A 17,956-nucleotide genomic window follows, 5' to 3' on the forward strand; every position below is an offset into this window, starting at 1 on the left:
GTTAGTAGTTTCTCTTTAGATCCATGCCTGCGTATAGGCTGGCAACTTCATCGGTGTAGCCATTAAACATTTGTGTTTCAATCACATTTGGAAACAGCACACCACTGGGCAATCTTCGCTCTTCTTTTTGAGACCAACGAGGATGATCTACCTCAGGGTTCACATTCGCGTAGAAACCATATTCATTGGGTGCCAAGGTACTCCACGTTGTGATCGGCATACTTTCCACAAAGCGAATTTTGACAATCGACTTGATGCTCTTGAAACCGTACTTCCAAGGCACAACTAGACGTACAGGAGCACCATTTTGATTCGGCAAAACACTGCCATACATACCCACACTCAACAACGCTAAGGGGTTCATGGCTTCATCGATGCGTAGGCCTTCTCGATAAGGCCAATCTATAGAACCGCCCCGCTGCTCTGGCATTTGCTTCGGATCGTACAATGTTTCGAAGTAGACATATTTAGCCTTAGAAGTCGGCTTAAACTTCTTCAACACATCTGCCAACGGGATACCAATCCAAGGCACCACCAAAGACCATGCTTCAACACAGCGCAAACGATAGATGCGCTCTTCTAACAATGACTCTTTAATAATGTCATCTAAATCGAATACACCGGTAACATCCGCTTCTCCTTCAACAGTAATCGTCCAAGGTCGAGTTTCTAATGAGCCCGCTCTTTTTGCTGGGTCACCTTTGCCGTAACCGAACTCATAGAAATTATTGTAAGACGACGTCACATCATAGGGCGCTGGGGTTTCATCTTTGCCATATGGTGTTTCGATGACACGATCAAATGCAGCTTGTAGTGGTTGAGCGGGAGATAAAGGATTACCCGATTGCAATGCCGCAAACGCATTACCAAAACCCAAGCCAAGTGCTGTACCACCTGTCACCTTCATAAATTGTCGACGGTTTAGATAAACGGATTGATCCGTCACCTCATTCTCCGAGCAGTCAGACCGTTTTTTATGTTTAATCAGCATATCGCGCTCCTTGGTTACTCTTAGGATGGACTATCAAAGTGTGTTCTGGTTCGAGCATTACCGGTATCGTCACATTTAAACCACAATCGTTGACAGGTACTCAGTGAGCAGTCAGGATGGCCCACTTTCCCGTCAACACGAGCGAAGAGTCATGGCAAAACCGAATAAAAAAGGCCCCACGAAAACCATCGATATTTATTGCCAAAACTGTCAGGCTCAGCTGTTCAAATATCGAAAAGGCGGCAAAGGCGCATTAGTCAAATGCTTCAAGGAACGCATTGTTGAGGACTTCACCAACACACCTTGTCATTGCCCTCAATGCAACAAAGAATTCGCCCGTGACACACTAGTACGAGGTACACCTGCTTATAAGTTTATTGGTGGCAAAGTTAGGTTTAAATAATACACTAGCAACCCAACACAGAACGTTAACAGGGATTAGACGATATGAAGAAGCGATTTATTACAGCCCTTTTTGCCCTCACGCTTGCTGGCTGTTCCGACGACGAAGTGGGCGATGTGTCTCTTGGCCTATTTACCTTAAAAGACATTAAAATCTCGAACTTGGTGGATGATAAAATCCCAGGCGTTACCTGCCACATCGCTTCAGTGGAGGCGAACCTAAGTTTTTCTGATCCAAGTGATAGCTCTATCGCCTGTCGTCAAACGGGGGCAATCACCCCAGAGATGCTTGCAACCATTGATAAAAGTCCGTCCGGTGAAGTGGTGTTTCGAAAGTCTAAAAGCATCTTCTTCAAAACCATGAAAGTACGCAGAATATTCGACGCCGACAGTCAAACCTTGATGTACTTGTCATACACCACCAAAGAAACAGAAGGCAGCTTTAAGCACAGCCTTTCGACTGTACCGCTATGGGGAACGCAGGCCTATGTTGAGCCAGTTCAGACACCATAAATCCTGCCTGACTGCTCTGTTCGTACTGTGGAGTACCAACACTATGGCTGAAGCTTGGTACCAGCCCAGTGTGAGAACCTCTTGGCAATGGCAATTACAGGGGCAATTGGATACACGCTACAACGTCGATGTTTACGATGTGGATTTGTTCGACACTTCAGTAGAGCAAATCCAGTTATTACAGCGTCAAAACCGTAAGGTCATTTGCTATTTCTCAGCAGGTTCTGTGGAAGACTGGCGTGATGATATTCGATCGATCCCAGCAGGCGCTATCGGCAAACCACTTGACGACTGGGCCGGGGAACGTTGGCTCGACATTCGGAACAAGCAAGTTTGGCGGACCATGCAAAACCGCATAAAACTTGCTGCTAAAAAGGGCTGTGACGGCATCGAGCCAGATAATGTAGACGGCTACCAAAATGATTCAGGCTTTCCTTTAACCGCCCAAGATCAAATAACGTTCAATCGTTTCTTAGCTCAAAGTGCACACATTCTAAAACTCTCAATTGGCCTAAAAAACAGCCTTGGCATCGTTCCGGAGTTGGTGGATGACTTTGACTTCGCCGTCAACGAGCAATGCTTAGAATTCCACGAATGCGATTTATTAATGCCCTTTATCCGACAAAATAAAGCCGTATTCCATGCGGAATACCAAGCTAGCAGCGACCTTTGCCAACCAGCGAAGTCCATGGGGTTTAGCACCCTATTACTGCCCCTTGCACTGGATGGCAGCTTTCGTAAAGCCTGCCCTTAACTTTTAAGGCGAAGAAAAATAAGTGGCAGTACATACACCTGCTTAGCCCATGACCAATGAATCACGGCTGAGATCTTGAATGCTGTTCGCTCCAGTAAGCGTCATGGCTACACGCATTTCTTTTTCAATAAGATCCAGTACGTTTTCAACGCCAGCCTGGCCTGCAGTGGCTAACGCATATACAAAAGCACGGCCTAACAGGGTACAGTCAGCTCCCAGCGCCAACATACGAACCACATCCAGACCTGTTCGGATGCCGGAATCCACTAGAATTTTAATGTCGCCTTTTACCGCATCAGCGATTTCAGGCAAGGCACGAACAGATGACATAACACCATCTAGCTGGCGGCCACCGTGGTTGGAAACAATGATCCCGTCAGCACCAAAACGGACAGCGTCTTTGGCATCTTCTGTATCGAGGATCCCTTTGATAATCATAGGGCCGTCCCAGAAATCACGGATCCATTCTAGGTCTTTCCAGGAAATAGAAGGGTCGAAATTTTTACCTAGCCAACCAATGTAGTCTTCCAGTTTCGTTGGTTCACCACGGTAGGTGGAAATATTACCCAGATCATGAGGTTTACCATTAATGCCCACATCCCATGCCCAAGCAGGATGGGTCATGGCTTGCATGACTCGACGAATCGCTGCATTAGGACCACTCATACCAGAATGCATATCACGGTAACGAGCCCCCGGTACTGGCATATCTACCGTGAACACTAGATTTTTAATGCCTTGAGCTTTCGCACGCTCTAGTACATTTTTCATAAAACCACGGTCTTTTAGAACGTACAGCTGAAACCAAATCGGCCGAGTAACGGCCGCACTGACTTCTTCGATAGGACACACCGACACCGTCGAAAGTGTAAAAGGAATGCCTTTATTTTCAGCGGCCTTAGCGGCTTGGACTTCACCACGACGGGCATACATACCGGTCAGGCCGACTGGAGCTAAAGCAATGGGTAATGACAACTTTTCGCCAAAAAGCTCAGACTCAAGGTTTAAGTCAGACATATTCTTTAAGATACGTTGGCGCAGCGCGATATCCGACAAATCATCCGTGTTACGTCGTAGGGTATGTTCTCCGTAAGAACCACCATCAATGTAGTGGAACAAAAACGGAGGTAACTTCGCTTTTGCCGCCGCTCGATAGTCTGTCGATGCTGAAATGATCATTGTTGCACTCCAAAGTATCAGGGGGCTTATTCCCCCCTCTTTTTTAGTTTTAGTTATTCATTAGGGCGTCAGTTATGCTCAAACCATAAATCATGACTGTCCCAACGACACCAGTTAAGATCAAGTAGTAACACGTTGGGATAATGGTTTTGCGTAATGTTTCACCCTCTCGGCCAAGTAAACCAACGGTTGCAGAAGCGGCGACAACATTGTGTATCGCAATCATGTTTCCAGCAGCAGCACCAACAGCTTGTAAAGAAATCACTCCAGCAGTGGAAACACTTAATGCCTGCGCTACCTCAAACTGGAACTGACTAAACATCATATTTGAAATGGTGTTTGAGCCCGCAATAAACGCACCTAAAGCTCCAATAACAGCACTTATGCTTGGAAATGCAGTACCTACCAAATCAGCAACAACATTGGCCGTGGTAACAGGCATACTTGCTAGATCAGCTGAATTAACCCCTGAGTTGATAAAAATACGTACCATAGGAATGGTAAAGACTAATACGAAGCCCGCGCCAATCAGTGTCTTGGTGGACTCACCGAAAGCATCTTTCAATGCACTTAAATTTTTGCCTTGAATGATCGCAGCAATCAACGCGGTGAAAACCAGAATACCGCCCGGTAAATACAGAGGTGAAAATGAAGCACTGACCCCAACCTCTCCTAGGATATCTTTAAAACCAACCGTTGCAGCAAGCAGTAACGCTTTGAACTCAGCACTCACTCGACTCAGAACTAGAATCACAGCCAGTACAACATATGGAAACCATGCTTTAGCAAGACTCATCACACTTTTATCATCTTGCTCGCTCATATCCATCTTCAGTGTACCCAACCAGCTGACCGGCCAAGTTTTCTCGTCCGCAAATTCCCATGATGTTTTCGGGGTTAGGAAGCCAACTTTTGCCGCACTGACAACCAACATTAAGCTAACCAAACCACCTACGAGCGAGGGAAACTCAGGGCCTAGGAAAATCCCTGTTAACGCGTAAGGCACGGTAAATGCCAATCCAGCAAATAGAGCAAACGGTAAAATACTTAGTCCTTCACGCCAGCTTCGGTTTGCGCCAAAAAAGCGAGTCAACATCACGGCCATAAATGCAGGCATAAGCACCCCGACCATGGCATGAACTAAAGCAACGTTCGTAGTTATTTGTTGAAGGTAGAAATCCCAAGATGAACCATTGGCAGCTAGCGTGGCACTAATCGTATGTACATCTAAACCGTTATTAACACCAACCAAAATTGGTGTGCCAATGGCACCGAATGATACGGGGGTTGATTGAATCATCATACCAACCATCACGGCAGCTAATGCAGGAAAGCCGATTGCAACCAATAACGGAGCAGCGATCGCAGCCGGTGTGCCAAAACCAGAGGCCCCTTCAATAAAAGATCCAAAACACCAAGCGATAATAATCGTTTGAATACGACGATCAGGGGATATGTTGGTAAAGCCATTTCGTATTACGGTTATGGCTCCCGTGTGTTTGAGTGTATTCAATAGGAAGATCGCGCCAAATACGATCCATAACACAGTAACAGTAATTCCTAGTCCTTGAAGCAATGAAGCAAGAACTCGGTTTAAAGACACTCCCCACGTCGTCAAGGCAATAACAATGGTAAGCGCTAATACGACAGGCATAGCTTTCTTAGCAGGCCAATTAAGACCGACCAGTAAAATACCAGCAACAACAATAGGAAAAAAGGCAATCGCTGCCAGGAAGGTTTCGTTCATTTCGACTCCCACAACGAGGTCTTCTTACTCAGCAAGTACTTTTCATAGCGACTTGTTGAATAAACAGCCCCGAAAACATGTGATTATTTTTGTTGCAAGAGAATCTAATGGTTTATCTTTAGTTGATATATACCCATAATCAAAAACATTATTTCCAAAAGTTACATAATCTTATGCATTCTGATGATCTGATATTGTTTTCACAGGTGGTTGAGTTAGGCAGTTTTAGCAAAGCGGCTGAGTTAAATAACTTAACTAATTCTGTTGTTAGCAAGCGTATCGCACGCTTAGAAAAAGCCCTCAATGTTCAGCTTTTATATCGTACTACTCGAAAGCTAACACTCACCGAAGGGGGCCAAGCACTGTTTATCAAAGCTCAAAAAGTAGCGCTTGCCACACAAGAGGCTACCAACTCCGTCGCTGGGTTTGGTGAAGCCATTCAAGGGCATATCAAGATGTCCGTGCCAACAATTTCAGGAGAGCTTTTGCTCGCTGATGCGGTCGCGGAGTTTTGCAAATTGCACCCTGGGCTTACGGTCGATATGTCGCTGAATAATCAGTTTGTGGATTTAGTGAAAGACGGTTTTGACTTAGTCATCCGCACTGGCTATCTGGAGGACTCCAGCTTAATCGCTCGCCATATCTTAGACTCTCACTGGATCGTCTGTGCTTCCCCTGCGTACATTCGACAGCACGGCAAACCTCAGACCCCTGAAGAACTAGTCGGACATAACTGTTTACTGTATTCCTTTCAAACAAACGGTGCCAATGAGTGGGAATTTAAAGGCGATGAGCAAAATTATCGCGTGACAGTCGAAGGGATTTTCTCCAGTGATAACGCCATCGCCCTGAGAAAAGCCGCGCTCGGCGGCCACGGCATTGCGTACTTGCCAAGGTGTCTGGTGTACCACGACCTTCGCAACGGTGAGTTGATAGACCTATTACCCCAACAAGTCGGAAAAGTAATCGGTGTTTACGCGGTGTATCCGTTTACACGCCAGCTCCCCAAAAAGCTCAAACTATTGATTGAGCACATTCGACAGCGATATCTGGCAATAGAGCATTATTTTTAACCTATTAAGCAGGCTCTAAGACGCGGGGAGTCGCCTTTGCTGATCTGGGAACCTTTTGGTTTAGCAAAGAACGTCGGTATTCGATCAAATCAGCAATGGTGCCGATCTTGAGCCCATGTAATTTAGCAAAGACTTCAAGGTCCGGACGGCGAGCCATACTGCCATCCTCATTAAGGATTTCGATAATGGCGCAAGAAGGTGCAAGACCTGCTAATTGAGCAAGATCACAGCCCGCTTCAGTATGCCCATTTCGCTCCAGCACACCGCCCTTTTTCGCGACAATGGGAAAAACATGGCCAGGTGATACGATATCCATCGGCGTAGATTGAGGTGCCGCCGCAACTTGAATGGTTCGAGCACGATCAAACACAGAAATTCCTGTCGTCACCCCTTCAGCCGCTTCAATCGAGATCGTAAAATTGGTACCAAACTGCTCTGTGTTATGCGCCACCATCGCAGTGAGTCCCAATTGCCTCGCCATGGTTTCCGTAAGGGTTTGACACAAAAGTCCACGCCCTTTTGACACCATAAAGTTGATAATCTCAGGGGTGACCTTTTCAGCAGCCACCATTAGATCCCCTTCATTCTCGCGGTCTTCATCGTCCATTAAAATCACCATTTTACCTAAACGTATGTCTTCGATGATTTCTTCTATGGTGTTGAGTGCTGTCATAACTTGCTCCTGCGTAATCGTTTTAAACGCTGGTTTTGAAACGTTATTCTCGGTGAATCGCAAATGGTGACCAAGCCTGCCTAGTAGGCATGACCTCCATATGATTGATGCAAATATGAGGTGGCAACGTTGCGATGTAATACATGGCATTGGCAATGTCTTCTGCGCTGAGAGCTTGCGTGTTGGCATACAGGGCATCCGATGCCTGTTGGTCTCCTCCGGTTCGCACCAAGGTAAACTCTGTTTCAGCAATCCCAGGAGCCAAATCCGTCACCCTTACCCCTGTCCCCAAAAGATCACAGCGTAAGTTGTAGCTAAATTGCTGAACAAAGGCTTTTGAGGCGCCATAAACGTGGCTTCCAGGGTAAGGCCACTGCCCTGCGATCGAACCCACATTGATAATGCTCGCCCCCTCTCCAACTTTGATCAGCGAAGGAAGGAGAGCGTGGGTCATATTCACCAGCCCAGTAATATTGGTATCGATCATAGTGTGCCAATCGGCCAATTCAGTTTCTTGTGCAGGTTTGGGTGATAAAGCCAGTCCAGCGTTATTAATCAAACAAGCCACTTCATTAAACGGGTCTGGCAATCCCTCCACCAACTGTTGGACATCTGCTTGGTTACGCACATCCAAGGTTTTATAAAATACCGGCACCGTTTCCACGAGTTCAGCTTGTAATGCTTGAAGGCGATCTTCACGACGACCAGTGATCACCAGAGCCCAACCTTCTGAAGCGAACTTACGAGCTGCCGCTCGGCCAAAGCCTGACGTGGCACCAGTAATGAATACAACTTTTTTCATTAACGCGAATCCTTTGTCTTTGACTCACCACCAGCCCGCAGGCTGGGGTGAATCGATACATCATGACAGGCTTAAATAAGCCGCTTTTTATGAGTCATCGTTTACACATTTGAAAGTTCGGAGTTTACATAGAGCTTAGGGCTAAACTGATTGATGACGTAATACAGCACAGCGCCACTGATTGCCCCAGTAAACCAGCCGTAGTTGTAGAACCACATTAAAGTATCGAAGGTGATGGCAACCATGGTCAGCGAGACAGGGATTAAAAATGCGAACATACCCGCCCAGTTAAACGCTGGATAAGCGTCTTCCTTATAAAGAGCCAGCACATCCAAAGACTGCTTTTTAACCATGAAGTAATCCACAATCATGATGCCTGCAATAGGGCCGAGTAAGCTTGAATAGGCCAGCAACCAGTTGGAAATAAAGCCTTCAACACTGACATCGGAAGCAATCCAACCTAGCTTTTTCATTAACTCCCAGCTCATTAAGACAATGCCTGCTAAGCCTGTTAGCAACACACCTTTGGTATGGTCAATGTACTTCGGAGCAATGTTTTGGAAATCATTGGTAGGCGACACCACGTTCGCGGCCGTGTTAGTTGACAAGGTAGCAATAACAATCATGATCATGGCAATGGCCACGACCAACGGATTTTCAATCTGACCAATTAAAGTAATTGGATCAGAAATAGTCACTCCGAACATTTGCACTGATGCTGCGGTCATCACCACACCAAGAGACGCAAACATGAACATCGTTAGCGGCAAGCCAAGCACTTGGCCAATGATTTGATCTTTTTGCGATTTAGCATAACGACTGAAGTCAGGAATATTCAGAGATAAAGTGGCCCAAAAGCCCACCATAGCTGTTAAACCAGAGAAGAAATATTTGGCAAAACCGTCCGTCTCTGGGCGGCTGGCTGGAGTTGCTAACAACTCAACGTAGGACACCTTGCCGCTGGCCCAAAACAATAAACCCAATGACACGATTAAAAGCAAAGGAGCAGAAAGGGTTTCTAGCCATTTGATGGAGTTAGCTCCCTTGAGTACGACCACGATATTCAGCAACCAAAAGATGAAAAAGCCAATCACTTCCCCAACGCCACCCAAGCTCGCCCAAGCAGACGAGATCGACGATAAAAACAGATGGATGGCCAAACCCCCAAACATGGTTTGAATGCCAAACCAACCACAGGCCACTAAGCCACGGATCATACAAGGGATGTTAGACCCCTTAATGCCAAACGAAGAACGCAACATAACGGGGAAAGGGATGCCGTATTTGGTGCCCGCAAAAGCGTTTAACGTTAATGGGATCAGCACGATAATGTTAGCGATTAAGATCGTCACCAACGCTTCCACCACAGATAAACCAAAGTAGTTCGTTAAGATCCCACCGAGTGTATAAGTGGGCACACAGATGGCAATCCCAACCCATAACGCAGCGATATTGAATTTACTCCAGGTCCGCTCGGAGACTTTCGTCGGCGCTAAATCTTCATTGAAATTTTTGCTCGACTTAAGATCATCCCCTACTTCTAACTCGTAAAACTCATCAATCTTTTTCATGCTTGAATTCATTTCTACGTCTCCATTCGACTAGAAAACAGTTTTAGTTAATCACTCGTTTCATCCACGTATTGCACAAACATGACTTTGTTTTTATTAAGATTTCAGCGGTTTGTTTGGTTATCGTTGAGCCATACAAAGAGCACTCTGCTAGCTCAGACTTTGGTATTTGCGATTGAAGTACACCAGGTTGGTCGCTTCCTCAGCTAAACCAACAGCGAGCACTTCGCAAAAAAACACTTCATGGGTGCCGACGGTATTGCGCGATGCAATACGGCAATCAAAAACGGTTGCACTGGCGCTCAATGACGGAGCCCCCGTCACCATCGGCTGCCATTGAGTCAATTCAAATCGCTCTGGCTGCGTCAGTTTGCTGGCGAAGGTACCCGATACCGCTTCTTGCCCAGCTCCCAGCACATTGACACAAAGATGCTCAGCTTGATCGAAGGCCGGGAACACTGAAGAAGAGCGATTTAAACAAACCAACAAGGTTGGCGGTGTGTCCGTCACGCTGGTGACTGCCGTTGCAGTAAAACCAACTGGCCCAGCTGGCGTCATCGTGGTGATGACATTGACCGATGCGCCCAATCTCGACATGCCTTCTCTAAAAAGCTTGGCTACCTCTTCTTTCTGGATCGGAGACTCAACAGCAAGGGCGTTCACATCAAAGGCAGCTGTTTGTTCATTGACAGTGGTGGAAATAGCATCAGACATACAAACATGCCTCCTCTGCTGGTAGGCGTGGCAAGCGGCCATACAATTTAGAGTCGTCGCCATAGCCAATGTTGATGATTAAATTTGCTGACCAATCGGTGCCAGCAAAAAACTCGCTGTTAAGTGCCTCTACATCAAAACCAGACATCGGGCCGGTATCCAACCCCATAGCTCGAGCTGCAAAGATCAAATACGCTGCTTGCATAGAGCTGTTACGCATGGCGGTTTCTTGAGCTAGCGCTTCGCTTGAGGTGAACCAGCTTTTCGCATCACCATGGGGAAACAAGGTAGGAAGCTGGTCATAAAACTTACGATCGTAGGCCACGATCACCGTCAGCGGCGCCGTCATGGTTTTCTCTAGATTACCTTTTGATAACGTTGGGGCTAATCGAGCTTTACCTTCTGCTGAGGTTACAAACACAAACCGAGCTGGAGAGCAGTTTGCAGAGGTGGGGCCAAGACTGGTTAAACGATATAGCTCATCCAGTTGCTCTTTCGTTAGGCTTTTATCTAACCAGCCGTTATGGGTTCTTGCCGCCGTAAACAATTGTTCAATGCTGGCCTGTTCTAATGCTGCTTTCATTATTTTGCTCCTAACGCAAAGCATCGTAAAACGTCTCAAGTATGTGGTTGAACGCCTCCGGTTCAGTCACATTGCATCCGTGACCGCCGTGTTCTAAGACATACAGACTTGATTGGGTTAATTTTTTATCAAGCTCTAAAGAGCAGGAATAAGGCACCAGTAGATCATCTTTGCTGGCCACCAGACCGACTGGGCAAGCAAGCTCTTGCAAGGATTGAGAGACATCAAAGGCTTCAATCGCTGCGATTCTTGCGAGCAAGTTGTCTTCACTAAAACCGGATGACAAAAGATGATCTAGCTCTCGATCCAACAGCGCCCGGTTGGATTTCATCCATTCTGATGGGTACAAAAATAGAGGCTGTGCTTTGAGATAGACTTCCAAGCCGGCCTGCTTAAGAATCGACTTTCTAATGTCGAAACAGCGCTTGGTATGCTCGTCGGTTTTATCCCAAGCATTAATAAGCAACAAACTCGCGACCTTTTCAGGACTTTGCAGAGCCAACTGCAAGCCAATTAAGCCACCCAGCGCATGTCCGATAATATGCGCGCGCTCGGTTCTACTTTGCGCCATCACCGTTTCAATTTCGGCCGCCATATCTGCAATCTTGTAGCCATGGGGCAACACACCAGCACTTTTTCCTGTACCGTATTGATCGTAAATAACGACCTTGAAACGTTTGGCTAATTCCGGTACTTGCGCCTGCCAATACTGATGAGAACCTCCCAACCCTGAGGACAATAAAACCGCCTCAGAGTGGGATGCGTCACCATGGATTTCGTAATACATGGTCTTCCTTAGCCTGTGCTTAGCTGTCTTTGCCTACATGAGCAATCGATGCAATCTCAATAAGCGCCGCTTCTTTCACAAGGCCACATTGAATGCAGTAACGAGCCGGTTTGTCGCCAGGGAAAAACTCTGCGTACACTTCGTTGATGGCGGCGTAATCACTCCAGTCTTTGATCATGATCATATTGAATGTCACGTCGGCCATGGTGCCGCCCGCTTCTTCTACTACGCCTTTGATAATCTCTAGAACATGACGTGTTTGCGCACTCGCATCGCCTGGGTACACCACGTTGTTTTCGCTATCAAACGGCAGGGTTCCAGACACATAAACAATGCCATCGGCCATCGTTCCTGGGACAAAAGGGGCAAGTGGCTTTCCGGTTCCTTTAGGCATTACAGTTTGCTTTGGCATGAATGATTCCTTATACAGAGAGAGCGTTTTGATAGTCTTCTAGGCTGGCAACCCAACCAAAAAACGTACTGATGTTTTTCAATGCTGCGTCATGGGCCGATGCTGGCCCTGCTGGATACGTTGCATCGGACAAAGCGATTCCAAAATATTCAAGATGGAAGCCATCACGCAGGGTCGACTCCACACATACGTTAGTGGCGATACCGGTAAACACGAGATTTCGAATGCCGCGCGCACGCAACATGCTGTCTAAGTTGGTATTAAAGAAACCGCTGTAACGAGTTTTCGGAATGATCCAATCCCCTTCTTGAGGTGTTAGCTCATCCACCAAGGCGTAGTCCCAACCCCCTTTGGCCAAAAAACGGCCTTCCAGCTCAGGATGTTTACGCATGGTTTTTAAGGCATTGGATTTGTGCCAATTGGGCGAACCTTCGCCACCAGCTTCCACATATTGAGGGTCCCAGCCATTTTGCAAAAACACGACTTGAATACCTGCTTTGCGGGACAGCTCAATAGCAGAGTTGATGTTTTTCACCACTGGCGCCGTAGCGGAGACATCAAATCCCGCAAGATCCAAATACCCTTCAATGGTGGTGTAGGCGTTTTGCATGTCCACCACGATCAAAGCCGTCTCACTGGGTTTGATCGCAATGGCCTCCGGCTCAGCTTGAATCAGCTTGCTCGCTTGCGCGCCGGTATTTAAAGCGTACCCTGAAGTCATGCAGCGTACCCCCCTTCAACGGTGACGTGCTGACGGGTTTTCATCAGTGGTTGGATACGTTCACCAAACGCTGTTACCCCTTCAACAAAGTGGTCAAAGGTCAACAGGACACCGCCAGTTCCTTCCACTTCAGCCACTTCATCCAGCAGTTTCGCAACGGTTTCGTAAGAGCCAACTAACGTCCCCATGTTGATATTGACCGCTGACGTTGGGTCCGACATTTGACGCACATTGGTATCCGAGCCAGACGTTTTGTCTTTGGCGGCTTGAACGCCTAACCACTCTAACGCGGCGTCGTCTTTGCCTTCTTTGTAGCTTTCCCATTTCGCGCGAGCCGCTTCGTCGGTTTCATCGGCAATCACCATAAAGAGCACAAACGAGCTCACGTCACGCCCTGTTTTTTCAGTCGCATCCTGCAAACGATTGACCGCAGGTTGGAAGGCTTTTGGTGTGTTCACCCCTTTACCAAAAATAAAGTTGTAGTCGGCAAACTTCGCTGAAAACGCCATGCCCGCATCACTTGAGCCAGCACAGATGATTTTCATTTTGTCTTGTGGTTGAGGGCTTACGCGGCAATCTTCCATGGTGAAGTGATCACCTTTGAAATCGGATTTACCTTCGTCCCATAGATCACGCAGTACTTGTGCGTATTCAGATAAGTAATCATAGCGAGAGGCGAAAAACTCATCCCCTGGCCAAAGGCCCATTTGCGTGTATTCAGGTTTTTGCCAACCCGTCACAAGGTTCACACCAAAACGACCATGGGAAATGGAATCAATAGTGGATGCCATGCGCGCCACAATCGCAGGAGGCAATGTCAAAGTGGCCGCGGTTGCGAAAAGTTTGATTTTTGAGGTGGCTGCGGCAAGACCCGCCATCAGCGTGAAAGACTCTAGGTTGTGATCCCAGAACTCGGTTTTACCGCCAAAGCCACGCAACTTAATCATGGATAAAGCGAAGTCCAGACCGTAATGCTCAGCACGTAAAACAATCTCTTTATTGAGATCAAACGTCGGCATGTACTGAGGCGCATTTTCAGAGATCAGCCAGCCATTATTTCCAATCGGGATAAAAACACCAATTTGCATAAAAACTCCTTGTATCTTTCAAACTATTTTGTTGATCACGTTTTGATCTATATCAAGAAAGATGCCAAATAATTTTTATTTATAGTTTACAGAGACTTAGCTAAAAACCGCCCTAACTTTTCAGACCAAATGGTCTGTTTTAAACCAACTAGAATGGTGCAAGCATTTTCATTACGCACTTAAATTGCTCAAAAAGTGCACTCGAAAGCCGAATCAAAAACAGCCCAAAGAGTCAGAAAAGCATCGAAGCCAGCCCTTAAATGGATGCAGAAATCTGGCATATTCAACACAAGAAAACTTAGATAAGAGACAAACAAATCAAGTTAGTCACACACAGCGAAGCAAGTGGTACAATCAATGCTCAGTACAGCTCTGAGCAAAAAGAAAAACCCTCTGTAAGGAAGTAGCGTTTTCAATGACTAAAGCCGACATTTCTCTGAAAGGCACAAAGGTTCAACCATTAAAGAAGCCTCGTACCGAATTGGAACCAGGTGCGCGTAGACGTAAGAAGTTTGATGATAAAAGGCAATTCATTTTGGAAACCGCATTGTCTGTCTTCTCGAAATACGGCTTTCATGGCACGACCATTGAGCAAATCGCCAACAGTGCGGACATTTCCAAAACCAACCTGTTTTACTATTTCAGTAATAAAGAAGAACTGTATCTAACGATCTTAGAAAATATCCTCAATGACTGGCTAAAGCCAATTACCGTTTTTGAAGAAGTGGATGACCCTGAAGATGTGTTGAAAAACTACATCCGTTTGAAACTAGAGCTGTCTCGTGATCAACCCGAAGCGTCTCGTCTATTCTGTCTTGAGATAATACAAGGTGCGCCCATCCTAAAAGGCTACTTGGAAAACGAGCTGAAGAGCATCTTGCAAGACAAGTCCAAAGTCATCGAAAGCTGGGTCAGTAAGGGGAAAATCAAGCCGATCAATCCTATTCAATTGATCTTCTTTATCTGGTCAACCACCCAGCACTTCGCGGACTTTAATGTTCAAGTGAAAGCCATCACTGGCAAAGACTTATCGAATAAGAAATTCTTCGAAGAAACCTGCAGTGCAATCCAGCAACTGATTATTGATGGCTTGAAACGACCCAGGCTTTGAGCATCGCGCCGCTTAAAAGGCGGCGAGAGAATGGGCAATCAGCTTAAAAGGAACTTCCTCATACAAAAGCTTACCCGTCATTAACAGAGTGACAGTAATAAACACTGGGCGAACGATCTGGTCACCACGAGTAACCACAAGCTTCCCCCCGATAAGTGAGCCAATGACTTGCCCTGCTCCCATCATCAATCCCAGCCTATAGTCCACCGCGCCAATGAACATAAAGAAGCCCAAGGAAACAATGTTTCCCATCAAGTTCAGTGGCTTGGTCATAATCGAGGCCTGCTTGATGGTTTTACCCAGCAATATGACAAAGGCCAGCATCCAGATAGAACCTGTTCCTGGGCCAAAAAAGCCGTTATAAAAGCCGATGATCAATCCGCACAAACACATAAACGTTTGCGTAGTGAGCTTTGGCAGAACCGCTTCAGAGCGTCTTATCTGTTTCGAGAAGATCGCGTAACAGGTGATCCCCACCATCAAGATAGGTAGCAAAATTTCGAGGGTTTCTTTATCAAACAGACTGATTGAGAAAGATCCCAACAAAGCACCCAGCGCCGTAAAAACCAACCCTCGAATAAGCCCAGGCAGAGAAACTTGTTGATGGTATAAAAATGTCGCGAATGCAGTGGCCTCACCTATTACAGCCTGTAGTCGATTGGTTCCGAGGGTTAATATAGGCGGTACACCCGCGATCAAAAGACTCGGGATCGTGATCAAGCCGCCGCCACCAGCAATGGCATCCACCACACCCGCAATGATTGCTACGGCGAACAACATCCATAGCACTTCTATATTCGCCATATCGAACAACTCAACCACTTTTAACCTCTCAGATTGGATAGAAAAATCGATGGCTTATTAGTAGCATTGAGCAATATTAATAAAAATTAATGAATTCTAAACATAATAGTTAGGTGAACCTTAATGCTGTCATCCCAAGAGATTGCTTTCTTTATCACCCTTGCCCAAAGCAAATCTCTTGCTGCGGCGGCCAGAAAATTGAATGTCACGCCACCCAGTGTTTCCCAACGCCTGCAAGCATTAGAGCAAAAGCTAAATGTTAAACTGGTCGAGCGAGGTACCCGTGCGATCTCTCTCACGAGCGAAGGAGAACTGATTTTCGAAGAAGGCAGGCAAGTGCTGCAGCAGATTGAGTTACTTGAAGAGAAGGTTCAACAAAACAAACTCGCATTGTCAGGCAAACTGAGAATCATCGCCCCTGTTGGCTATGGTACCGAGCGCATTGCGCCTATCGCAGCACAATTTCAAAAAGAACATCCAGATTTAACCATCGACCTACACCTTTCGGATGCGCCCAGTTGGTCACAAATCGATCCACCTGACATTATAATTTTCATCGGCCAACTCAAAGACTCATCTTTAAAACGCATTTTATTAAGTGAAAATAAGCGCTTTCTAGTGGCATCTCCCACCTATCTTGCCACCGCCGATACCATCAGAACACCTCATGACCTTTTGCAACATCAATGCATCGCACTAAACGAAAACGATGATGACTTAACCATGTGGAAATTTACGCATAACGCAACAGGAGAGGATGTCAGCGTGCGCATCACACCATCACTGACCAGTAACATTGGGCCTGTAGTAAAACACTGGGCACTAGCAGGGTACGGCATCATCCAACGATCCGAATGGGATATCGTCGAAGACTTAAAAACGGGACGCTTAGTGAAACTGCTTCCTGACTACAAGCTACCCAACGCGAACATCGTGGCACTGGTATCGTCCACTCAAGAAAAGCGCCCTGCTAAAGTGAATCGGTTTATTGATAGGCTAAAAAGAAGTCTCTCACAAAGGAATGACGCCCACTGATGACCAGTGGGCAGTCGCTACGTATCGCTTATTGAATTGGCGACAATAATGCAGGATTGGTCACTAGGTTACGTACACCGTGAGCGTGATCTTCTTCGAACACGTTGCCGTCACACCACTTACCCAGAGAAGCAATGCTAACTTTCTTAACTTCAGGTCGAACGCTCCAAGTCACTTGGTAAGGAGAGCCTTTTTCGTTGTAGCCTGGGCCTGTTGTCGAGCCTGTGTATAGAACTGGCGTACCAGTATCCGCTGGGATGTTGATCGCTTGCGGGCGGTTATTTCGGTTTTCAAATGCTGTTAGCTCATTGAAGTCTGCCGCTTTTTCATCGTTAACAACAACGAAAACTTGGCCTTCAACACGTAGCTGAGGATTTAGGATTGGGCTTTTTACACATGCGCCCAACGTTGCACCAGGCTTAACCTGAGCAGTGGAATAAACGTAGTGTACTTCGATCGTATCACCAGCTTGGACTGGGCCATGGTCGCTGCTACAAACACCTTTCCCATATGGTTTCTGTTCAGCAGCAGTCAGACTGCCTGAGTATTTGTAACCCGTTTGGTAGCCTTTACCGTCACCATTACCCGCGTAAGTCGTGAACTCACCACCTTTGTGCTCAGCATTTTTATGCAAGTGGATGTTACACAAGTTCATGTTTTCTGAAGATGGCGCTTGGCTAAATACAACAGAGTTCGTCCCTACTTTACTGTCGATGTCACGAGGTGACTGAGGGCCAATACCTGTGCCCTCTGTGTTAGCGGCTAATGCAGCACGCTGCTCAGCAATCACACTGACCGAAACATTGGCGTCTCCAGCAGCAATCGCTGCTGAGGTAAATAGAGGCAACGTGAATGCTGCCAGCTTTATAGAAGCGCTGTATTTCATAAAACTCTCTTTAAATGCGAATCAATAACAAAAAAGAGCGTGCATACTGCCACATAGCAACTATAAGTTTTCATTATGAAACGTAGAATTTTGTTAAAAGTGTAAAAATT

General features: G+C 46.4%; 19 protein-coding genes and 1 pseudogene. 6 read left to right on the forward strand and 14 right to left on the reverse strand.

Translation table 11 applies throughout. From position 1 onward, the window contains the following. Position 1: 1 nt before the first annotated feature. Positions 2-991: a protein-methionine-sulfoxide reductase catalytic subunit MsrP gene (gene msrP, locus C8D85_RS04835; RefSeq protein WP_133560206.1), complete on the reverse strand. Its 990-nt coding sequence runs from the start codon at positions 989-991 to the stop codon at positions 2-4. 151 nt (positions 992-1,142) lie between these two features. On the opposite strand from msrP, the gene C8D85_RS04840 reads away from it, so the two are divergent. From C8D85_RS04840 to C8D85_RS04850, 3 genes are read left to right on the forward strand one after another with little or no spacing between them, the layout of a single operon-like run. Continuing rightward, a complete protein-coding gene (locus tag C8D85_RS04840) occupies positions 1,143-1,394 on the forward strand; it encodes a hypothetical protein (protein WP_133560207.1) in 252 nt (83 codons plus the stop codon). A gap of 44 nt (positions 1,395-1,438) precedes the next feature. Then, positions 1,439-1,906, forward strand: a complete 468-nt coding sequence (locus C8D85_RS04845) for a CreA family protein (RefSeq protein WP_133560208.1) — start codon at positions 1,439-1,441, stop codon at positions 1,904-1,906. A 43-nt stretch (positions 1,907-1,949) separates the two neighbouring features. Continuing rightward, entirely contained in the window at positions 1,950-2,660 is a 711-nt protein-coding gene (locus C8D85_RS04850; RefSeq protein WP_244936902.1) for an endo alpha-1,4 polygalactosaminidase, read from the forward strand. A gap of 42 nt (positions 2,661-2,702) precedes the next feature. Here C8D85_RS04850 and lldD read toward each other — a convergent pair whose 3' ends face one another. Together lldD and C8D85_RS04860 are read right to left on the reverse strand one after the other, a co-directional pair. Beyond that, positions 2,703-3,839, reverse strand: a complete 1,137-nt coding sequence (gene lldD / locus C8D85_RS04855; RefSeq protein WP_133560210.1) for an FMN-dependent L-lactate dehydrogenase LldD — start codon at positions 3,837-3,839, stop codon at positions 2,703-2,705. A 49-nt stretch (positions 3,840-3,888) separates the two neighbouring features. Next, a complete protein-coding gene (locus C8D85_RS04860; RefSeq protein ID WP_133560211.1) occupies positions 3,889-5,586 on the reverse strand; it encodes an L-lactate permease in 1,698 nt (565 codons plus the stop codon). A gap of 173 nt (positions 5,587-5,759) precedes the next feature. Here C8D85_RS04860 and C8D85_RS04865 point away from each other — a divergent pair, with 173 nt between their 5' ends. After that, the gene (locus tag C8D85_RS04865; RefSeq protein ID WP_133560212.1) at positions 5,760-6,659 is read left to right on the forward strand and encodes a LysR family transcriptional regulator; all 900 of its coding nucleotides are present in this window, start codon (positions 5,760-5,762) and stop codon (positions 6,657-6,659) included. Positions 6,660-6,732: 73 nt separating this feature from the next. Here the strand turns inward: C8D85_RS04865 and ribB are convergent. The 9 genes and pseudogenes from ribB to rutA form a co-directional block, all read right to left on the reverse strand. Then, a pseudogene (gene ribB / locus C8D85_RS04870) lies at positions 6,733-7,332 on the reverse strand (3,4-dihydroxy-2-butanone-4-phosphate synthase); the annotation flags it as partial. A 43-nt stretch (positions 7,333-7,375) separates the two neighbouring features. Then, positions 7,376-8,134, reverse strand: coding sequence for an SDR family NAD(P)-dependent oxidoreductase (locus C8D85_RS04875; RefSeq protein ID WP_133560214.1), 759 nt, complete (start codon positions 8,132-8,134; stop codon positions 7,376-7,378). A 101-nt stretch (positions 8,135-8,235) separates the two neighbouring features. Continuing rightward, positions 8,236-9,717, reverse strand: a complete 1,482-nt coding sequence (locus tag C8D85_RS04880; protein ID WP_133560215.1) for an NCS1 family nucleobase:cation symporter-1 — start codon at positions 9,715-9,717, stop codon at positions 8,236-8,238. 138 nt (positions 9,718-9,855) lie between these two features. Next, complete coding sequence (locus C8D85_RS04885) at positions 9,856-10,419, reverse strand: flavin reductase (RefSeq protein WP_133560216.1); 564 nt, start codon at positions 10,417-10,419, stop codon at positions 9,856-9,858. Then, complete coding sequence (locus tag C8D85_RS04890) at positions 10,412-11,002, reverse strand: malonic semialdehyde reductase (protein WP_133560217.1); 591 nt, start codon at positions 11,000-11,002, stop codon at positions 10,412-10,414. The genes C8D85_RS04885 and C8D85_RS04890 overlap by 8 nt, the downstream gene beginning before the upstream one ends. A 10-nt stretch (positions 11,003-11,012) precedes the next feature. Then, positions 11,013-11,789: a pyrimidine utilization protein D gene (gene rutD / locus C8D85_RS04895; protein ID WP_133560218.1), complete on the reverse strand. Its 777-nt coding sequence runs from the start codon at positions 11,787-11,789 to the stop codon at positions 11,013-11,015. 19 nt (positions 11,790-11,808) lie between these two features. Continuing rightward, positions 11,809-12,201 carry a pyrimidine utilization protein C gene (gene rutC / locus C8D85_RS04900; protein ID WP_133560219.1) on the reverse strand — a complete coding sequence of 131 codons (393 nt, stop codon included), beginning with the start codon at positions 12,199-12,201 and terminating at the stop codon, positions 11,809-11,811. Between the two features lie 10 nt (positions 12,202-12,211). Next, on the reverse strand, positions 12,212-12,922 hold the full coding sequence (gene rutB, locus C8D85_RS04905; protein ID WP_133560220.1) for a pyrimidine utilization protein B: 711 nt from the start codon (positions 12,920-12,922) through the stop codon (positions 12,212-12,214). Next, the gene (gene rutA, locus C8D85_RS04910) at positions 12,919-14,010 is read right to left on the reverse strand and encodes a pyrimidine utilization protein A (protein ID WP_133560221.1); all 1,092 of its coding nucleotides are present in this window, start codon (positions 14,008-14,010) and stop codon (positions 12,919-12,921) included. Before rutA ends, rutB begins: the two co-directional genes overlap by 4 nt. A gap of 415 nt (positions 14,011-14,425) precedes the next feature. Here rutA and rutR point away from each other — a divergent pair, with 415 nt between their 5' ends. Beyond that, entirely contained in the window at positions 14,426-15,121 is a 696-nt protein-coding gene (rutR, locus tag C8D85_RS04915; protein WP_133560222.1) for an HTH-type transcriptional regulator RutR, read from the forward strand. A gap of 12 nt (positions 15,122-15,133) precedes the next feature. On the opposite strand, the gene C8D85_RS04920 is transcribed toward rutR, so the two are convergent. Continuing rightward, complete coding sequence (locus C8D85_RS04920) at positions 15,134-15,943, reverse strand: TSUP family transporter (RefSeq protein WP_244936904.1); 810 nt, start codon at positions 15,941-15,943, stop codon at positions 15,134-15,136. Positions 15,944-16,048: 105 nt separating this feature from the next. Between C8D85_RS04920 and C8D85_RS04925 the strand changes: the two genes are divergently transcribed. Further along, positions 16,049-16,960, forward strand: coding sequence for a LysR family transcriptional regulator (locus tag C8D85_RS04925; protein WP_133560223.1), 912 nt, complete (start codon positions 16,049-16,051; stop codon positions 16,958-16,960). 28 nt (positions 16,961-16,988) lie between these two features. Here the strand turns inward: C8D85_RS04925 and C8D85_RS04930 are convergent, their stop codons facing one another. Beyond that, positions 16,989-17,846 (reverse strand): delta-class carbonic anhydrase, encoded by an 858-nt coding sequence (locus C8D85_RS04930; protein ID WP_133560224.1) that lies wholly within the window; start codon positions 17,844-17,846, stop codon positions 16,989-16,991. Positions 17,847-17,956: the final 110 nt, after the last annotated feature.

The sequence above is a fragment of the Marinomonas communis genome (genome assembly GCF_004363305.1).
GTDB classification, from domain to species: Bacteria; Pseudomonadota; Gammaproteobacteria; order Pseudomonadales; family Marinomonadaceae; genus Marinomonas; species Marinomonas communis.